We start from the raw sequence: 19,871 nt of genomic DNA on the forward strand, positions 1-19,871 counted from the left end.
ATATGAAAAATTCATAATAGATATACATTTATCGTTGAAAGCGGTATCTTCAAAACAATCAACAATCAACAATCACAATATCAATGAGGTGAATTGAATGAGCATGTCTGCCAACGCTTCAACGTTTGCGTGGGGTGTAGATCATTTACAGCAACGATTACAAGATACATTAACAGATCCTGATTATGAAGTATGGTGGAGAGAGCTACAGAATCTAGCCAATCAAGCATTGATTACACCTATTCCGGTACTGACCTTTGAAGCATTTCGTGAATTTGCTGATCATGGAGGACGTGAAGAGTACCAGCGACTTTATTTTGAAAAAAGAGGACGTATTGGAGCACTGGCTATTGTCAGCTTGAATACAACCGATGATGTGACCTGTTACATAGAAGCATTGGAAGAAGCATTATGGGATATATGCAATGAGTACACATGGTGCTTGCCTGCGCATCTGCCTCCGTCGAATGAAGGTACAGAGCGAGCCGTATGGGAAGAAATAGATTTATTTGCAGCAGAGACAGTAGCCATGGTAGCAGAACTATATACTTTATTCGAGGGTCGGCTCGATAGTCGCATAATGAAGCGGATAGAACTCGAAGTGCAGCGACGGATATTTAAGCCGATGAGTGATCCTGAGCAACTTTTCACATGGGAAACAGCAGATCATAATTGGTCAGCGGTCTGTGGATCAGGATGTGGGATAGCGGCATTGTTGTTATTGAAATCAGATGATCCTGTACGTGGGCAGATTCTGGAACGAGTGATTGGGGCTATGGATCATTTTCTATCTGGTTATGGAGAAGATGGAGGGTGTGCAGAAGGACTAGGGTATTGGGTGTATGGATTCGGTTATTATACGTATTTTGTAGATATGCTTGTTCGATATGAGCCAGAGCATGAATGGAGATTGAGATCTACAAAGATGATGAAGATGGCGGCTTTTCCCGAGCATATCCATTTGTCAGAAGGTGTATTTGTTAATTTCTCGGATAGTGATGAGGAAGAGATATTACCAGCAGGATTATTATCTCGATTAAGTGAATGGACAGGGCATCATTATTCGTTACCTTTTCAAATGAATCGACTGATGGATGATCCTTGTCGCCGTTGGGCGCATTTGATTCGTAATGTGTTGTGGGCAGACCCGCGTTATTTTGCATCTACTGTAGTACCAACACCTTTTAACAATGTAAGTATATATTTTCCTGATCTCCAGTGGATGATCTGTAAAAGCGAACTTCCAGATTCACAAATCACGGTCGCTTTAGCCACAAAAGGTGGGCATAACGATGAACCGCATAACCATAATGATCTAGGTTCTTTTATTATTCATGCAGGTGGAGAAAATATATTATCTGATCTTGGAGCAGGGCTGTATACACAAGCTTATTTTGCAGCTGGTCGAGAACAGATTCTTAATATTTCGTCAGCAGGACATTCTGTACCACAGATTGATGGACAAGAACAACAAAGTGGACGTGAAGCTTATGCTAGCGTGGTAGAACCGCAGATATGGAAAGAAGAAGAGAAAGAATATGCGGTATGGAAAGTAGATCTGACTCATGCTTATGACCATCAGTCGTTGCACCAATATACACGTAGTCTCGATTGGCAAGTTCCGATCGGTCAAGAAGAAGTGACGATAGACTGTATAGATCAATTTCGCTTCTATAAGAATAACAATCTAGACGAGAATCATTCTGTTTCGTATGAAAATAGTTTGGATACATCAAGCTTTTCAAATCAGAACTATACTACAGCAACACCTATTATAGAACGTTTAATTAGTAAAATTAAGCCGATAGTCGAAGCAGATCAAGTACGTTGGCAAGGAAGAAAAGCAGAAGTGTGTCTGAATCTTTTGCATGCTCAGGATAAGGTAAATGTAGAAGTGATCGAACATGTCGATCATGAAGGACAAGCGCTAGTCTTATATCGAACATCTATTCAGTATTTGTCTTCTATAGAACAGAGTATATCTAGACCAGATATAGCTCAATCAGAACTTGTATCAGAAGATGTAAAGCCACAACAATCCGAATGGTTGGATATAGTAGTGGAGTTGCCATTTGTGATCCGACCTCTTTAATCTATGCTTGTAGCAGTAGAGTCAAGATTGTCGCTTAATCGGTCAAATCTGTGAATCGTATCGGAGAAAACAAGATGCTACACTGAACTCATGAAGTAAGCGTAATCATGATCATCAAAAGACCGAAAGAAGGGGTTATTTTGAAACAGTGGAATCGATGGAATCCGTCTTCTTATGGCTGGGCAAATGAAGCTCTCGCTTATGAACAGCAATTGCAACAGAGTCAGCCTTTACCAGCTTCAGATTGGACGAAAGAGCGAAAAGTACACATGTTAAGTCAAATGATAGATTATTATGCCACTCATCAGCAAGATAACGGAGCGATTATCGATCCCCATTCTGAAGCAGAACGTTATTATTCGACACCTTCGTACGCACTGGCGGCGGCTGTTCTGGTGAGCAGTGGGCGAGAAGACTTACTAGACTCTGCGGCAAAAGCTTTGACTCATAGTATTGAGTTACTGGTAAGTGAGCGAACACCTGATCAACATCCTGACTTTTTTATTATTATGATTATGGGTGCTTATCGTATCTTGAAAAGTAGACTGCCAGAACAAGCTGAATTATGGAAGCAATCGCTAGCTACGATTGAGCCTGAACAGACCTATCTATTTACAATGAGCAAAATGAAAAATCCTAACCGAATGATTAACTGGAATGCGATTATGTTATCTGGAGAAGTGATCCGACAAGCCGAAGGAATAGCACCTACTGATACCGCGTGGATAGATGATTATTTGCAACAATATCATCTGCCTCGATTCACTTCATTAGGATGGTACGAAGATGGTCCGCTAAATCGACCGAATAGCCCATTCGCTTACGATATTGCTACAAGGTACCATTTAAGTGTGATGATGTTATCCGGTTATCAAGGAACCACTGTATCTGAACTACAGACTCAGTTGCAACATGGAGCGATAAGTTCATTATTGACTCTATCACCACTTGGAGAATTGCCCCCAAGAGGACGTAGTGCACAACATCAATGGAATGAAGCCGCCGCCGCATTTATTTTCACAATGCAAGCGCAACAAGCTTATGCCGATGGAGAAGTACAGTGGGCAGGTGCATTTCGTCATGCGGCAGATCTGACATGGGAAGCAATCGCAAAATGGCAAATGCCTGATGGTTATGTACAGATTGTACGTAATCATTACCCGGCAGAGGAGCGGCATGGATATGAAGTATACAGCAATCATACGACTTACAATCTATGGACAGCCGCCGCTCTGGCGTATACGCTCTGGTATGAACAGGCGGAGGAGATCATGCCTTATCCGATTCCAGTAGAGCTAGGCAGCCGTACACTTCAGGCAGATGGTTGGTTTGAAACGGTATTTAGTTCTGTACCCGGTCAGCAGCTGGTGATCCATACGGCACTTAATGATCCATATATGATTCCGGGAGTAGCCCGTATTCAGCGAGCGGGCTTACATGCGAATCTAGCCACTTCTTCTTCAGGGCATCAGAATCAAGGATTTACAGAGTTTTCCATAGGTGATATATTCCCGCTGAGCCATATGCCGGCATGGCATACACAGGATCAAGTATGGCATCATCTAGCAGAAGGATTCCCAACGGTGTTTCCATTCGATCGAGATGCAGGGGTTGATCCATCGGATGGTGGAGGTTCGTATACGATTGCGGAGTCAGCAACCACCTCGGATCGTAGTCATCTTGTGATCAAGTGGCAAGGGCCGTTACAAGGAATCGACCATGTGATAGCGACCTATGAACAGTCTCCTGGGCATATCGTAATCACGTATGAAGTGGGGCATGACCAAGACAGCGAGCAATCCACACAACAGATTGATCATATCGGTGCTTGGATTCCGTTATTTCAATCGGATGGACAAGAATCTTCTGTGATAGAAACAGCTACTCAAGAATCTACCGAAGTCATTATACTGACGTATCGGGGACAACAATTACGAATCGTACCTGTAACACCGCACTCGATGATTACTTTTCCCCAAGAAGCAGAGCAAGTGGCTAGTCGGAATGGTCTGTTGCGCGGAGCGAGAATTGAAGCGCCAGGTCAGCGCATTTCGTTTGAAATCGGGTTACCGTAGAAATGAGTCATGATCCATAACGTGATCAGCATAAAAAGATAAAGAAATAGCTCGGGTAGCATAACCGGGCTATTTTTTGTTGTCTATTTTTATTTTCAATAAGAACAGTAGAGCATGTTAACCAAACAATCCTACCGTCCCAAAACATTATTTTAACCACAATAGGTAAAAATTGTTTGGAAACAGGTCAGTTCTGTGTCTTAAATGATCAGGCTTTCCACGATACACTTAGAACATAAGATATTAACCGAATAAGGCTACAGTCCGCGGCTGTTGCACTATTCTACAAGGAGGTACGACTCGTGGAGCGTTCTGCATCTCAATCTACAGCCTCATCGCAGTCCAAGAGCTGGCTATCAACCACAGCCAAAGAAACGATTGCAGGGTATCTATTTGCGGCACCGATGTTGATCGGACTGACTATTTTTATACTGATCCCGATGGTGTCGTTATTTTTTATTAGTTTGACCAAATGGAACTTTATTCAAGGATTCCGTGGTGTTGAAATGATAGGGCTAGACAATTTCCGTCATTTGTTTCAAGACAAATCATTCTTCGTCTCTATGCTCAATAATATCAAATTGTTATTAGCGGTTCCGTTCACTCTATTATTTTCACTGGTGATCGCTATTGTAGTCGATGAGAAAGTGTATTTTAAAAGCTTTTTCAAAATCATTTATTTTATGCCGTATATCTCAAGTGTTGTAGCTGTAGCGATAGTATTTCAGATTTTATTTCATCCTTCTCAAGGCCCTGTAAATGGTTTCTTAATGTCGCTGGGTGTCACCAATCCGCCGAAATGGTTAGCCGATCCTACGTATGCATTACCATCGATTATGATGATTACGGTCTGGACATCGATTGGCTTCAATATGGTGGTCTATCTCGCAGGGTTACAATCGATTCCGAAAGATCTGTATGAAGCGGCTGATATTGATGGTGCATCATCATGGCGTAAGTTTCGCTCCATTACCGTACCGATGTTATCACCGACTACGTTTTTCTTATTGATTACCGGTATCATTTACTCGTTCAAAACATTTGATCTAATTGCTGTTCTTACGCAGGGCGGACCTGCCAAGTCAACCAATGTGATGGTATATGAAATTTATGATCAAGCATTTGTGAATTTGAAAATGGGTTATGCCGCCGCAGAATCGGTATTTCTGTTTGCTGTTATTTTACTGATTACCGGTATTCAATTCTGGGGTCAGAAAAAATGGGTCAACTACTAATGAATAGGATCTATAAGGAGGTGTAGCTGTTGGAACATCCGATTTCAGCTCCAAATGTATCATCATTACATCGTCCCAAAAGAGCCAAGCTGTCTTTGACGAAAATAATTGTAACCGTTATCATGCTGGTGATAGGGATTATCTTTTTACTACCTTTTATCTGGATGTTATCAGCATCATTTAAGCCAGAAGCCGATGTATTCAAATATCCGGTTCAATGGATTCCGCATACATGGAATGTAGTCGAAAATTATCGTGCCGTATGGTTCGGTGATCCACCATTTATGCTGTATTACTGGAACTCGATCAAAGTCTCGGTGATGACTATCCTTATCTCAGTAATCACTTCAGCGATGGCAGCCTATGCTTTTTCCAAAATTAATTTTCGAGGTCGGGATACATTATTTATTATCGTGTTACTTACGTTTATGATTCCAGGGCAAGCGGTATTAGTGCCTCAATTTATTATGTATCGCAGTCTAGGATTGTTCGATACGCATATCGGATTGGTACTGCTTGAATCGTTCAGTGCGCTTGGTACATTTATGTTACGACAAGCATTTATGTCGATTCATAGTGAATTTATCGAGTCTGCCAAGATCGATGGAGCAGGGCATGCACGTATTTTCGCTCAAATTGCTTTGCCTTTAGTCCAGCCTTTTATTGCAACTTATGCCATTTTACGATTTATCTGGACATGGAATGATTATCAAGCACCATTGATCTTCCTACGTTCCCCTGAATTATTTACAGTTCAATTAGGTATTAACCGCTTTGCCGATGCTACAGGCGAATACTACTCACTGATTATGGCAGGCACATGCTCGGCGATTTTACCTTTACTGATCGTCTTTTTATTAGCACAAAAACATGTTATCGGTGGAATTGCACTCGGTGGCGTGAAAGGGTAACTGTTATTCATTTATATCAAATGTATATATCCTAAGGGGGATTATAATGAAGCTGAATCTAAAATGGAAATCGATGGTCATCATGAGTTGTTGTCTACTATTAATACTCGCAGGCTGTGGACAAGCCAAAGAAAGTGCCACAACAGCAGATGGCAAAACCAAAATCACATTTTACACATGGTATACCAAAGATCAATTCCACTGGGATGATGTCTATGCCGCATGGCAAAAAAAGAATCCAAATATCGAAGTTGAATATGTAGGTTTATCTGAAAAAAGTGATACCGATGAATATATCAAAAAGTTAGACCTTGCCGCAGGTTCGGGCGATCCTATTGATGTGGTGATGGTCAATAATGCGAATACGTACGCTCAACGTGTGGATATGGGCATGTTTGCACCACTGGACGATTTGATTGATTTTAAATATGAAGATGAATACTTAGCTGACTTCGCAGTCGATGGCAAACGTTACGCATTACCGGGTAAACGTGCGATTACGTATGTATTGCTCAACAAAGATCGTCTGGATAAAGCAGGCTTAAAAGTACCTACCGATTGGACATGGGATGAATTCCGTGAATATGCCAAAAAATTGACAGCACCGGATCATAGCTACTATGGTGTATACTTCCATACATGGGCATCTCAGACGTTACTTGAACTATTGAATCAACCTGAAAATAATAGCTATCTCAAAGCAGACGGTACATCCAACATGGACGACCCTAACTTCCGTGCATCTTTCGAACTGCGTTATCAAGCAGAACACGAAGATCATTCAGCCGTTCCATATAGCGATGCGATTTCACAAAAATTAAATTATCGTGATCAATTTCTAGGTGGATCAGCCAGCATGTTAGTTATGGGAAGCTGGATGAACTCCAATATCGCAGGAAGCAAAGAATCTGCACCTGACTTCAAAGTCGCTGTAGCACCTTACCCTAAAAATAACGCAGATACCAAAGAAATCTATTCAAGCAATGATTATGATTACTATGGAATAGGTGCAGGATCAGACAAACAAGACGCATCTATGCAATTTATCCGCTGGATGACAACAGAAGGTATTCAAGCACAAGGAACAGATATCTCCTCTTGGCAAAAAGCAGATGTTAGTAAAGCACTAGAAAGTATTATCAATAACGGTACACATCCAGAAAATGTCGATCTAGACTCACTCATCTACACCTTCAAAGTCAGCAAAGGCATTAACAAAGCGCCAGCTGTTCCATACCTGAGCGAAATCGAACAAGAAGTAAACGCTGAATTCGAAAAATATATCTTACAAAAACAAGACATCGACACCACCATCACCAACGCCAAAGCCATTGTCCAACAAATCATAGACGCTAACAAAAGCTAATTCGATAGCCTCTATTAAAGAATGACACTAAGCCGAAAATCATAAACCAAAACGAAAAGAAATAAAAATTCCTAAACTATAAAACAAGCCCGTATACCAACTAAAATAAGATCATACTAATTCATCTAAAATATTCTTATGTAATAACCAAAAACTCTATACTAAAGCTACAACAAAGAAATCCCAATCACTATCAAACCATACTTTAATCACTACAAAACCAATATTCTTGTAAAACAAACCAACTAATTCTTTTAGCACTAACACGGCTACCCCAAATTAAGAAAGCTTTACATCAAGAAATAGAGTGGTGGCTAGGGAGCACGGAGCGAAGGCAAAGGAATTGTCCTGAAAAAGCGAAGCGATCGCCTTTGAATAAAAATACCGACCGCCAGCGGTCAATCAAGGTATTTTTGTTCACCAGCGATGACAAGGACAATACCTCTGCCGCAGCGGATGATGCCCCAAAGCCCCATTCCATTTTTGATCTAAACTTTTAATCCAAAACGAAAGGTCATATGAGCATGAAGGCATGGAGGAGAATCTGGCATACTTCACTAAGGGGCAAGCTGATTGCCTCCGTGGCCTGTTGCTTGCTGTTAACGATCGGCGCAGGCACAATGTTATCCAGTTGGCTGACCAAAGACATGATGAAAGAAAACGTTTTGCAGAATGCAGGCAATTCACTGGATGCAGCGAATCTGTATTTAACCGATCAGATCAATCGCCTGATCTATATTTCCAACTATCTGTACTTGGATCAAGAACTCAATCTAGCACTCAAATATCGACGTAGTGGTATCTATGTAGGACAGACTGAAGCTTCGGATGTGACCAAGAAACTAGATAATCTTTCTTATGCAGGAGAACAAGTCTATATCTCGGTCTGGACAGGAAATGGTAAAATGATCTATAGCAATTTCCAGTCAGATCAATACCAGCTGGATAAGTTGGATATCCATCAACTGACCCATAGCGGTACATTTATCACAGGGGGTAAGCTTAACTTTTTGCTACATCCATCGTATCTGCAATCCAAAGACGAACCAACCACTCACATGCTCTCAGTGGCTCGCAGTTTACGCTTGTTATCAGGCAAAGTCTATGGTTATGTGATTGTTAGTATGAATGAAGAACAACTTAAAGCGGTACTGAATAAGTACGATTCTACCATTCAAATGATGATCGTAGGCGAAGATAATCAGATTATTTCTCATCCGAATAGCCAGATGATCGGTAATGATTTTAGTCAACTGTATCATCCACAAGAAGGGATTCTAGAACTGGAAAGAGATATGTCTGTGGCTGGATGGAGATTGGAAGGATTAGTGCCTTATGGCGTTGCTGCTGAAAAGATTAACCGAATCTATCAAGTGACGAATTTTGTACAGATGGCGGTATTGATCGTATTCCTGATTTTATTAGTGCTGGGGATTGCTCGTCTAACCCGTCCGATTGTCAAATTAACGCAGGTCGTCCGCAAAATTGATAATGATAATCTCAGTATTCGCTCTGGTATTCGAGGAGAAGATGAAGCTGGTGTGCTCGGTCAATCGCTCGATGCCATGTTAGACCGTGTCGAAGAGATGATTATCCAGATCGAACGCGAACAAAGTGAACGTCGCAAAGCAGAACTAGAAATGCTACAAGCACAGATTAACCCTCATTTTTTATTTAATATTTTGGGAGCGATTCGGATGGATCTGTTGTTAAAAGGTTCTGAAGACGCCGCTGTATTATTGGGTTCACTTTCTTCTTTACTACGAATGACTGTCAATCGAGGCAACGAATGTATTTCGCTTCAAGAAGAAATGGAAACCGTACAACATTATATTCGTCTAGTTGATTTTCAGCGAGAAGTGAAAGTGCACTTAGACATGGAAGTATCGCCAGATACAATCGACAAATTCGTACCTCGATTTATCGTTCAACCGCTTGTTGAGAACGCTTACCATCATGGGTTATCGAAGTATGGCGGTATTTTGTGGATACAATCTTGGTTGGAAGATCCATATATCTGGATCAGTATTCGTGATAGCGGAGAAGGTATGAATGCAGAACGTTTGCAAGCTGTACAACAAGTGATTGATCAGATTCAAAAACCAAACATAGAATATGCTCTACATCCTTTATCACGATCAGAATCTACACATACTGATTTATCCGAAACAGCATCATCTGATTCAATCCCGTTAGAACACCAATCAAGCTCACCACCTGTACCTGCTATTTCAGGAATTGGTCTGACGAATGTAATACGCCGTCTGCAAATGATCTATGGTTCTTCGGTACAAGTACACATAGAAAGTCATCCTGGTGAAGGCACAGAAATTAAGATCGGATTGCCACATAGACAATAGAATTGATCCATAGCAGGAATAGTATTTTATATGGTAAGAGTAAAGGAGGTTTATGATGATGTATAGTGTCATACTGGTCGATGATAGCATGCCCGTACTTCATTATTTGTCTCGTGCTGTACCGTGGGAGCAACTTGGCTTTCAATTAGCAGGTTCTTTCAGCGATCCAGAGGAAGCGCTTACTTATGGACAGCAACATGCTCCAGATGTATTAATTACCGATATCGGAATGCCCAAGATAGACGGTATTCAATTGATTGCTTCACTCAAGCAGACACAACAATCGCTGATGTCGGTCATTATTTCGTGTCATGGAGAATTTGCCTATGCTCAGCAGGCGGTAAAGTTAGGAGTACAAGATTATTTGCTCAAAGAAAATCTAACAGCAGATCAATTAGTACCTATTCTGGAGCAGATTCGGCAACGTCTGGATCAAGCACAATCGCATTCCAGTGAACATCAACGTCTACAAGAAGATCATTTGCGACATCGGCTCTTAATTAAGCGCAAATTTACCAGTGAATTGCTGTCAGGCAGTATTCAAGACCCAGAGTATGGTATTCAGCGATTGACTCATTTTGGATTGGATACGCGCGGTAAAATGATTCTGCCGGTCTATTACACCGTAACAGCCAATGAAGAACGCAAACAGCGATTCCATGATCTGGATTTGCTTTCATTTACCGTTGAAAATATCGTTGAAGAAATTGTAGAACATTCAGGAACAGCAGTGCATTTAAGTAAAAGTCCTGGTGAAGGATTTGTCTGGTTTGCTTTGCCTGTTCGTTCAGGTGCGCAACAAGAAATGATTGTGCATGAAGTGATGTACCAGTTGATTTATAGTGTGCAGAAATTTGCCAAAGCCGAGATTGTGACGGTATGTGGTTCGAAGACACTGCACTGGCAAGAAGCCATGAACGATGCGATTCAATTACAAGCGCAAGCAGATCGTTATTTTTATTTACCACCTTCTACATTATGTGATTCTACGCATCGTTTAGATTTTCAAAAAGAAAGTGATCTGTTTGCTAATTATGGAACAGCAGCAGAATCATTAGCACTTGCATTATTGCCAGATGGAGAAATTAACCTCTGGATTAACAACTGGATTGAGCGCTTAAAGCAAGAACGGTATCATCCCGAAACGGTCAAAACATTTATGCTCAAATTAGCGATTGACTGGCAATTGAAGCAACAGCAATTGCATGAGCGACCGTTTGCGTTTTCTGTAGAAGAATTACATCGTGAAATGGGACATATTCGTCATATCCATGAATTGACTGAATGGATGAATATCCGTTTTGGAGCGCTGGCAGTGCTATCACGTGATTGGACTTTACAGGCCAATTGTCGTTCAGAAATTATTCATGCGCGTAACTATGTCGAACAACATATGAATCGTCTGGTGAAGTTAGAAGAAGTGGCTGAACATTTACATTTGAATGCCAGTTATTTCAGCCGTTTGTTCAAAAAAGAAACAGGTGAGACGTTTATTGAATATGCGACACGGGTCAAAATGCAACGTGCCAAAGAATGGATTACCGCAGGCAATGGAACGGTAGATGAAGTATCACAGATGTTAGGCTATCAGTACAAAAGCTATTTTCTGAAGCTATACAAATTGTATACAGGACATACTCCTGTCAAAAGCAAAGGGGATACGATATGAATACAACAGCACCTACTCACTGGCAAAGTGAAGCATGGAATTGGGTCGTTCAACAAACATCCACCACCGCACAAGCGATTCAAGACCATTTTCCCCATGTTGCTGAACAAGGTGAATATGATCGTAGAGAAGCAGAGTGGTGGACAGCAGGCTTTTGGCCGGGATTGTTATGGTTAGTTCAATCGACACCTTCGTCATTAACGTTAGCCACAGAAGCAGATTCAGCCTACGCTAAAGAAATGTCTACTGGCGAACAGGCTACAGAGCGAAGTAGCGCCTTATCATCCTGGGCGGAAAGTTGTGAAGTACAACTGGAACAATGTCTTCATGATCCTGAAAAAGTCGATCATGATCTTGGATTCACATGGTTACTTAGCGGTGTTGCCCATTACCGATTGTCAGGTAACACAGAATCACGTCGTCGTGGATTGTTAGCGGCTAATCTTTTAGCAGCAAGGTATAATGTACGTGGTCGTTATATTCGGGCATGGAATTTTGGTTCCCCTTTGATGGATACACGTGGAGTGGCAATTATAGATAGTATGATGAACCTTCCTTTGTTATATTGGGCATCCAAAGAAACAGGAGACCCTCGTTATCAAGCACTTGCTATGGAACATGCAGATACTGTAGCCAAAGAATTTGTGCGGGAAGATCATTCGATTTGTCATGCAGTTGAATTTGATCCTTGGACAGGGGAAAAGTTGAAAGAACATGGTGGACAAGGGTTTGCGCCAGGTTCAGCATGGGCTAGAGGAACCGCTTGGGCGCTTCACGGGTTTACGTTATCTTATGCCTATACAGGAGAACAACGGTATCTGGATATTGCCAAACAAACAGCACAATTTTTTCTGACTGAATTAGGCGAAGAGATTGTACCTTTTTGGGATTTTCGAGCACCGGATGAACATCGTATTGCATGGGATTCATCCGCCGCAGCAATCGCCGCTAGTGGATTGTTAGAATTGGCTCGTCATGTACCGGAAAATGAACAATCGTTTTATCAGCGCGCAGGTGAATTGATCGTGCAAGGATTGTATGAACAATTTTCCTCGAAAGAAATAGGTGGCGAAGGATTAATTGCCAAAGGAACCGTGCATTATCCAGAGCAGAAATATTTGAATGTCTCGATTATTTATGGAGATTACTTTTTTGCAGAAGCGTTAGTGAAGCTTCAAGGCAAGCAAGGGTTATTTACACCCGATGCTTATTAAGAGTATGATCTATCTAGTAGTCACGTAAATAGATTGACGATTATGATCATTTGTGGAACTATAAAAGGTATGGTTAGCGTACCTAATTCGCATTTCTGTAACTTACTATTGAACCGGGCGCATACTGTTGCCCGGTTTGTTGCTGTTACCATAACATCATATTTTAAAAATAAATCAAACGTAATAGGTATACACAATGATGAATAATAATGTATGACAGAGGAGAATCATCATGACGGAAGAAGAACGTACAGTTTTGGAACAACAATTAAATGAGTTATTAACACGATCAGAATGGACAGCAGCAGATACTCCTTTAATTGAACAATTATTGCATACATTACAGACCGTTTCAGCTGAAAATAAACGCCTGCGTACAGCACTTCTTAAAGCGAATGCACAACAACCGAAAATGTCTAGTCGTTTACGTGATGCGTTGTACGAATAAGCTACCTTTACACCCTACATGTTAACAATGCTCAAGATATGGTAGAATAGACGTGCCTTAAATCAGACCATACATTATAGATGATCACTGTTACCTGTGGCTTAGAGTATGTGTAAGTATGACAGGTCAAGCCTACTTAATGATAAAGATTGTACTTATATAGAAAAGAGAGTGACTATTAACCATGACAATTAATTGTGATATCGCAATACTAGGTGGAGGAACAGGCGGTTATGTCGCTGCTATTCGTGCTGCTCAATTAGGTAAAGAAGTAGTCATCATCGAACAGGATAAATTAGGCGGAACTTGCCTGCATCGTGGGTGTATTCCAAGCAAAAGCTTACTGCGTAGTGCAGAAGTCTATGCATTGATGCAAGACAGTGAAGATTACGGTATAGCCGCTGAAAATATTACATTACAATTTGCCAAAGTACAGGCTCGCAAACAAGGTATTGTCGATCAATTGCATCAAGGCGTACAGTATTTGATGCGTAAAAATAAAATCAAAGTGGTACAAGGTAAAGGGCGCGTTATAGGCCCATCGATCTTTTCTCCGCAAAGTGGGGCAGTGGCTGTGGAATATGAAGATGGCGAAATGGAAACGGTCGTTTCCAAAAATCTGATTATCGCTACAGGATCACGTCCTCGTGTACTTCCAGGTCTAGAAGCAGATGGTCAATTGATCCTCAATAGTGATCATGCACTTCAATTGGAATCTTTACCTGAATCCATGCTGATTGTTGGCGGTGGTGTGATCGGAATGGAATGGGCTTCAATGTTAAATGATTTTGGCGTGAAGATTACAGTGGTTGAAGCCGCTCCTCAAATTCTGCCTGCGGAAGATCAAGAAGTCGCTCGCGAATTACGCAAATTGTTAGAACAACGTGGTGTAACGATCTATACGGATGCCACCCTGTTAACAGATACATATGCGCCAGCAGCGGATCAACAGGAGCTATCGATTACGATTCGTCATCAAGAACAAGAGCATGTGTTAAAGGTATCGAAAGTATTCGTATCGATCGGTCGTCAAGCGAATGCTGAAAGTATCGGACTTGCGAATACCGATGTACAGATTGTGAACGGATTTATCAAAGTAAACAGCAAAATGCAAACGACAGAATCTCATATTTATGCAATCGGTGATGTGATTGGAGGACTGCAATTGGCTCATGCTGCAAGTCATGAAGGCATTGCCGCAGTCAATCATATCTGCGGAGAAGAAGTCCATTATAATCCGCTCCAAGTGTCTCGTTGCGTGTATACACGTCCAGAAGTCGCAAGTACAGGCATCACAGAACAAGAAGCTACCACTCAAGGAATCGATGTCAAAGTAGGCAAGTTTCCTTTCAAAGCGATCGGTAAAGCATTGGTCTACGGAGAAAGTGACGGTTTTGTGAAAGTCATTGCAGATCGCAATACCGATGATTTATTAGGTGTTCAGATTATTGGACCACAAGCCACAGACTTGATCAGTGAAGCGGCATTAGCACAATTCCTGAATGCAACGCCGTGGGAAGTGGCTCAGACTGTACATGCTCATCCAACACTTGCTGAAATTTTAGGCGAAGCAATGTTAGCTGTAGATGGCAAAGCGCTCGGAATGTAGTCTGATTTTTATTCTTTTTGACCCTATATACAACGATGCATAAGCGAAGATGGAGAAATCCGTCTTTTCTTTTTGCCCGGGATGTGATTATAATAGGTTTAGGCTCAAGTCTTAGTACCAGGTTTTAAGACAAGCACTAACCTATACTTGAAGCTTCATTATCCGATTGTTGAATAATCTGTTCCAGTAGCTTAAAATAACTGATCAAGGTTGTTGTAGTGACGGATGCATATTGTACAATCTTCTATTTTTATCAAAATGACAAGCCATCTCTAATACAGAGCTTGTCTAATTTTAAGGAGGTACCTGCTATGAAAGCGGAAGGTACTATTGACCAACAAACTAGACATGAACAAATTGGATTGACCGACGCTCAAGCGATCGAGATGTACAAATATATGCTTTTAGCACGTAAGTTCGACGAACGTTGTCATTTACTACAACGTGCAGGTAAGATCAATTTCCACGTATCCGGTGTTGGACACGAAGCAGCGCAAGTCGGTGCTGCATTTGCTCTTGATCGGGAAGAAGATTATTTTTTACCGTATTATCGTGATTATGGATTCGTTCTGTCTGTCGGTATGACAGCACGCGAATTGATGTTGTCTGCATTTGCCAAAGCGGAAGATCCGAATAGTGGTGGACGACAAATGCCAGGTCACTTTGGTAGCAAACGTCTACGTATTGTGACAGGTTCCAGCCCGGTAACCACGCAAGTTCCTCATGCAGTCGGCGTAGCACTTGCCGCCAAAATGAAAAAGAAAAAGTTGGTTTCTTTTGTCACGTTTGGCGAAGGTTCAAGTAACCAAGGTGATTTCCATGAAGGCTGTAACTTTGCTGGCGTACATAAATTGCCAGTGATTATGATGTGTCAAAATAACCAGTACGCGATCTCTGTACCTGCACATAAGCAGATCAGTGGTAAAATTAGTGATCGTGCACTGGGTTACGGATTCCCGGGTGTACAAGTGGATGGTAACGATGTGTTAGAAGTGTACCGTGTGACCAAAGAAGCGCGTGAGCGTGCGATCAACGGTGAAGGTCCTACATTGATTGAAGCGATGTTATATCGCCTTTCCCCACACTCTACATCAGATAATGATCTAGCTTATCGTACTCAAGAAGAAGTCGATGAGAATTGGAAAAAAGATAGCTTGCCTCGTTATAAAAAATACCTGATCGACTGCGGTATTTGGAGTGAAGAGCAAGATGCAGAACTAAGCAAAGAATACGTTCAAATCATGAAAGAAGCTACGGAATATGCGGACAATGCCCCTTATCCGCGTGCTGAAGATACATTACTGCATGTGTTTGCAGGCGATGAGGAGGGTAATCAGTAATGGCGATGATGGAATATATTGATGCCATTCGTCTAGCGATGAAAGAAGAAATGGCGCTGGATGATAACGTATTTGTTTTAGGAGAAGATGTAGGGCTTAAAGGTGGAGTATTTACCACGACCAAAGGGTTACAAGAACAATTTGGCGAAGACCGTGTATTGGATACTCCGCTTGCAGAATCTGCGATTGCAGGGGTTGCGATTGGAGCGGCAATGTACGGCATGAAACCTATTGCTGAAATGCAGTATTCAGACTTTATGTTGCCAGCAACCAATCAAATTATTAGTGAAGCAGCGAAGATTCGTTACCGTTCTAACAATGACTGGAGTTGTCCGATCGTTGTCCGTGCCCCTATTGGTGGCGGTGTATTCGGTGGTCTGTATCATTCACAATGTATGGAGTCGGTATTTTTTGGTACAGCAGGTTTGAAGATTGTAGCCCCTTATTCAGCGTATGATGCTAAAGGTCTACTGAAAGCCGCTGTCCGCGATCCTGATCCAGTACTCTTTTTTGAAAATAAAAAATGTTACAAATTGATCAAAGGTGATGTACCTGATGATGATTATGTGGTGCCGATCGGTGAAGCGAATCTGCTACGTTCAGGCGATGATATTACTGTCATCAGCTATAGCTTACCGTTACACTTTATTATGCAAGCGGCAGAAGAGTTAGAACAAGAAGAAGGCATTACTAGCCATGTTCTGGATCTACGTACGATTCAGCCATTGGATCGCCAAGCGATTATTGATGCAGCTCGTCATACAGGTAAAGTATTGATCGTGCATGAAGATAATTTGACAGGCGGTGTAGGCGGAGAAGTAGCAGCGATTATTGCGGAAGAATGTCTATTCGATCTGGATGCGCCGATTCGTCGCCTTGCAGGGCCAGACACACCACCGATGCCAATTAACCCACCTCAAGAAAAGTTCTTTATGCTCAACAAAGATAAAGTCAAAGTCGCTATGCGTGATCTTGCTTTATTTTAAAATAAACAACGATAGCGCGGATTGATATCTAGCGTATCTATACAAAATGTGAAAAGATGTTTGCATAGCAAAATATCTAATCCTTTAGGAGTGAAATCATATGTCTGCAAAAGGAAATCCGACAGATGTGGTTATGCCACAACTTGCGGAATCTCTCGTATCTGCAACGATTGCCAAATGGCTCAAACAGCCTGGTGAATCTGTAGATCAATATGAACCGATCTGTGAAGTCATTACCGATAAAGTAAATGCTGAGATTCCTTCTGTATTAGAAGGAATTATGGGCGATATTATAGCATTAGAAGGTCAAGAAGTAGCAGTGGGCGAAGTGATCTGTCAGATCATTACCGAACAAGCTCCATCAGCAGGTACCGACCATATTGCACCCGCTTCACCAGAAATTACAGTGCATGATGATCTACCTGCTGAGACAGTAGCTACACCTGCTACGACACCATCTTCGTCACCTGTAGCATCAACACGTCCTGCTGGTTCTGCTCCACGTTCTGCTGAATCTGGAAATGGATCGATGAGTGGACGCTATTCCCCTGCTGTACAGTCTCTTGCTGCTGAACATGGAGTGAATCTATCTGGTATTCAAGGTACAGGCGCAGGTGGACGTGTGACTCGTCGTGATGTACTCAAAGCATTAGAAAATGGAACTGCTCATGATCCTGTAGCATCAGCATCCAATAATAGCAATGCAGCCCAACAAGCACCTTCAACACCAAGTAATACGACTGCACCGACAGCGGCAAGTATGCCTGCGGCTTCCACAGAATATCAAGTGCGTCATTCAGGTATTCATTTATCAGAGACACCAGCTATTGCTAAGATCGTGATGGAAGAAGATCAGGCGAATCAATTAGGTCAAAGTGAACATTTGATCAATGTCACGCCACTTCGTAATGCGATTGCACGTAATATGCGCCAAAGTGTATCCGAGATTCCTCATGCATGGACAATGATTGAAGTCGATGTAACGAACCTCGTGATGCTGCGCAACAAAGTAAAAGATGAGTTCAAGCGTAAAGAAGGTATTAACTTAACGTATCTATCGTTCTTGCTCAAAGCCGTTGTGAACGCAATTAAAGATTATCCGATTATGAACTCTGTCTGGGCAGTGGATAAAATTATCGTCAAACGCGATATCAATATTGCGCTTGCTGTAGGTACAGAAGATTCAGTCATGACACCGGTTATTCACAAAGCGGATCAAAAAAATATCGCAGGTCTTGCGCATGAAGTAGAAGATTTGGCACGCCGTACTCGTGATGGCAAGCTCAAATTGGACGATATGCAAGGCGGTACATTTACGGTTAATAATACAGGTTCATTTGGTTCGATTCTGTCGTATCCGATTATTAACTATCCACAAGCAGCGATTTTGACCTTTGAATCGATTGTCAAAAAACCAGTTGTGATTAACGATATGATTGCTGTTCGCTCGATGGCTAATCTATGTCTGTCTTTAGATCATCGTATTCTCGATGGTGTCATCTGCGGACGTTTCTTACAACGCGTTAAAGATAATTTGGAAAGTTATAATACCGATACAAAGTTGTATTAAGCACTTGAATACGGTAAATTAAGATAAAAGGTACACAACAATAGAATAGTCATCAGGGAAGGGACGTGTCTGCATATGAGTAAATTCATTCAAGTCTCCTATACGCCCTCGATGGATTACGCGCAAGCGTGGGAGAAGCAGAAGGAGATTGTTCGCGGGGTTGATACCGGTGAGCAAGAGGAACACCTTCTGCTTCTTCAGCATCCACCGACGTATACTATTGGCTCTCAGCGTCATCCAGAGCATTTGTTATGGAACGAAGAAGAGCTGGCAAAGCGAGGCATTACACTGTTTCAGATTGATCGAGGCGGTGATATTACATACCATGGCCCTGGACAGTTAGTCGGTTATCCGATTCTGTTACTGGATGCCGCCAAAGGCATAGATCCACACCGATATCTGAGAACATTGGAACAGGTGATTATTGATTATTTAGCAGAACAAGGCATTGAAGCCGGACGCAAAGAAGAATATACAGGCGTATGGATTGGTGATCTCAAAATCGCGGCGATAGGCATTAAATTTAACAAATGTCGTCATCGTAAAGGGTTTGTTACCAGTCATGGATTTGCGTTTAATATTTCTTCGGGGATTCAAAATGAAGGGTTTAGCGGTATTGTTCCTTGTGGCATTGAACAATATGGAGTGACTTCGCTTGAAGATATTACCGGCCGTACTTTTACCGTTGAGCAAGTGGCACAGGAGATATTGCCACATTTTATGCGCCATTTTGAGTATGCACAGCCGGAAGAACCATTATTCTTATAAAAACGGTTGAATGACCATCAGTAAAGTAGAACCGACCATTGCAATCAACATGATATAAATAAAGACTTTGAACCATTTTTTCTTTTCCATAAGTGTACTCCTTTATGTCTATAAAATAGGGATCGGTCAACAGAACCCATTCTCTTCATCATACCGATTATAAGGCTATTTTGCAAAAGGAGTCACTGCAATATGTGTATATTTACGTAAACTCAAAGGAGCGAATAT

15 protein-coding genes are annotated in these 19,871 nt (G+C 41.7%); 14 read left to right on the forward strand and 1 reads right to left on the reverse strand.

The features are described 5' to 3' along the window. Positions 1 to 97 precede the first annotated feature (97 nt). From PTI45_RS12165 to lipB, 14 genes are all read left to right on the forward strand, one after another. Positions 98 to 2,092 carry a heparinase II/III domain-containing protein gene (locus tag PTI45_RS12165; protein ID WP_083243502.1) on the forward strand — a complete coding sequence of 665 codons (1,995 nt, stop codon included), beginning with the start codon at positions 98 to 100 and terminating at the stop codon, positions 2,090 to 2,092. A gap of 107 nt (positions 2,093 to 2,199) precedes the next feature. Continuing rightward, positions 2,200 to 4,167: a glycosyl hydrolase gene (locus tag PTI45_RS12170; protein WP_139129247.1), complete on the forward strand. Its 1,968-nt coding sequence runs from the start codon at positions 2,200 to 2,202 to the stop codon at positions 4,165 to 4,167. 302 nt (positions 4,168 to 4,469) lie between these two features. Then, entirely contained in the window at positions 4,470 to 5,402 is a 933-nt protein-coding gene (locus PTI45_RS12175) for a carbohydrate ABC transporter permease (protein WP_069327862.1), read from the forward strand. Positions 5,403 to 5,524: 122 nt separating this feature from the next. Continuing rightward, complete coding sequence (locus PTI45_RS12180; RefSeq protein ID WP_069327984.1) at positions 5,525 to 6,313, forward strand: carbohydrate ABC transporter permease; 789 nt, start codon at positions 5,525 to 5,527, stop codon at positions 6,311 to 6,313. A gap of 46 nt (positions 6,314 to 6,359) precedes the next feature. Beyond that, positions 6,360 to 7,679: an ABC transporter substrate-binding protein gene (locus PTI45_RS12185; protein WP_069327863.1), complete on the forward strand. Its 1,320-nt coding sequence runs from the start codon at positions 6,360 to 6,362 to the stop codon at positions 7,677 to 7,679. A 524-nt stretch (positions 7,680 to 8,203) separates the two neighbouring features. Further along, a complete protein-coding gene (locus PTI45_RS12190; protein WP_175425175.1) occupies positions 8,204 to 10,039 on the forward strand; it encodes a cache domain-containing sensor histidine kinase in 1,836 nt (611 codons plus the stop codon). A gap of 58 nt (positions 10,040 to 10,097) precedes the next feature. Further along, positions 10,098 to 11,708, forward strand: coding sequence for a response regulator transcription factor (locus tag PTI45_RS12195; RefSeq protein ID WP_175425176.1), 1,611 nt, complete (start codon positions 10,098 to 10,100; stop codon positions 11,706 to 11,708). After that, positions 11,705 to 12,922 carry a glycoside hydrolase family protein gene (locus PTI45_RS12200; protein ID WP_069327866.1) on the forward strand — a complete coding sequence of 406 codons (1,218 nt, stop codon included), beginning with the start codon at positions 11,705 to 11,707 and terminating at the stop codon, positions 12,920 to 12,922. Before PTI45_RS12195 ends, PTI45_RS12200 begins: the two co-directional genes overlap by 4 nt. Positions 12,923 to 13,154: 232 nt before the next feature. Next, a complete protein-coding gene (locus PTI45_RS12205; protein WP_069327867.1) occupies positions 13,155 to 13,370 on the forward strand; it encodes a hypothetical protein in 216 nt (71 codons plus the stop codon). Between the two features lie 184 nt (positions 13,371 to 13,554). After that, positions 13,555 to 14,979, forward strand: coding sequence for a dihydrolipoyl dehydrogenase (gene lpdA / locus PTI45_RS12210; protein ID WP_069327868.1), 1,425 nt, complete (start codon positions 13,555 to 13,557; stop codon positions 14,977 to 14,979). 311 nt (positions 14,980 to 15,290) lie between these two features. Continuing rightward, positions 15,291 to 16,319, forward strand: a complete 1,029-nt coding sequence (locus PTI45_RS12215; RefSeq protein WP_069327869.1) for a thiamine pyrophosphate-dependent dehydrogenase E1 component subunit alpha — start codon at positions 15,291 to 15,293, stop codon at positions 16,317 to 16,319. Further along, positions 16,319 to 17,305 carry an alpha-ketoacid dehydrogenase subunit beta gene (locus tag PTI45_RS12220; protein WP_069327870.1) on the forward strand — a complete coding sequence of 329 codons (987 nt, stop codon included), beginning with the start codon at positions 16,319 to 16,321 and terminating at the stop codon, positions 17,303 to 17,305. Before PTI45_RS12215 ends, PTI45_RS12220 begins: the two co-directional genes overlap by 1 nt. Positions 17,306 to 17,405: 100 nt before the next feature. Then, the gene (locus PTI45_RS12225; RefSeq protein ID WP_069327871.1) at positions 17,406 to 18,875 is read left to right on the forward strand and encodes a dihydrolipoamide acetyltransferase family protein; all 1,470 of its coding nucleotides are present in this window, start codon (positions 17,406 to 17,408) and stop codon (positions 18,873 to 18,875) included. 75 nt (positions 18,876 to 18,950) lie between these two features. Then, entirely contained in the window at positions 18,951 to 19,643 is a 693-nt protein-coding gene (gene lipB, locus PTI45_RS12230) for a lipoyl(octanoyl) transferase LipB (protein WP_069327872.1), read from the forward strand. On the opposite strand, the gene prli42 is transcribed toward lipB, so the two are convergent. Beyond that, a complete protein-coding gene (gene prli42, locus PTI45_RS23910) occupies positions 19,638 to 19,733 on the reverse strand; it encodes a stressosome-associated protein Prli42 (RefSeq protein ID WP_137220660.1) in 96 nt (31 codons plus the stop codon). The two genes, lipB and prli42, sit on opposite strands and share 6 nt — an antisense overlap. Positions 19,734 to 19,871: the final 138 nt, after the last annotated feature.

It is taken from the genome of Paenibacillus nuruki (assembly GCF_001721045.1).
GTDB classification, from domain to species: Bacteria; Bacillota; Bacilli; order Paenibacillales; family Paenibacillaceae; genus Saccharibacillus; species Saccharibacillus nuruki.

Excerpts from the sequence above, each read along its gene's own strand:
- PTI45_RS12180 (WP_069327984.1), top strand. The coding sequence starts at position 5,525 with ATGCTGGTGATAGGGATTATCTTTTTACTACCTTTTATCTGGATGTTA.
- PTI45_RS12225 (WP_069327871.1), top strand. The coding sequence starts at position 17,406 with ATGTCTGCAAAAGGAAATCCGACAGATGTGGTTATGCCACAACTTGCG.
- lpdA (WP_069327868.1), top strand. The coding sequence starts at position 13,555 with ATGACAATTAATTGTGATATCGCAATACTAGGTGGAGGAACAGGCGGT.
- PTI45_RS12195 (WP_175425176.1), top strand. The coding sequence starts at position 10,098 with ATGTATAGTGTCATACTGGTCGATGATAGCATGCCCGTACTTCATTAT.
- PTI45_RS12205 (WP_069327867.1), top strand. The coding sequence starts at position 13,155 with ATGACGGAAGAAGAACGTACAGTTTTGGAACAACAATTAAATGAGTTA.
- lipB (WP_069327872.1), top strand. The coding sequence starts at position 18,951 with ATGAGTAAATTCATTCAAGTCTCCTATACGCCCTCGATGGATTACGCG.
- PTI45_RS12165 (WP_083243502.1), top strand. The coding sequence starts at position 98 with ATGAGCATGTCTGCCAACGCTTCAACGTTTGCGTGGGGTGTAGATCAT.
- PTI45_RS12215 (WP_069327869.1), top strand. The coding sequence starts at position 15,291 with ATGAAAGCGGAAGGTACTATTGACCAACAAACTAGACATGAACAAATT.
- PTI45_RS12220 (WP_069327870.1), top strand. The coding sequence starts at position 16,319 with ATGGCGATGATGGAATATATTGATGCCATTCGTCTAGCGATGAAAGAA.
- PTI45_RS12190 (WP_175425175.1), top strand. The coding sequence starts at position 8,204 with ATGAAGGCATGGAGGAGAATCTGGCATACTTCACTAAGGGGCAAGCTG.
- PTI45_RS12200 (WP_069327866.1), top strand. The coding sequence starts at position 11,705 with ATGAATACAACAGCACCTACTCACTGGCAAAGTGAAGCATGGAATTGG.
- PTI45_RS12170 (WP_139129247.1), top strand. The coding sequence starts at position 2,200 with ATGATCATCAAAAGACCGAAAGAAGGGGTTATTTTGAAACAGTGGAAT.
- PTI45_RS12185 (WP_069327863.1), top strand. The coding sequence starts at position 6,360 with ATGAAGCTGAATCTAAAATGGAAATCGATGGTCATCATGAGTTGTTGT.
- prli42 (WP_137220660.1), bottom strand. The coding sequence starts at position 19,733 with ATGGAAAAGAAAAAATGGTTCAAAGTCTTTATTTATATCATGTTGATT.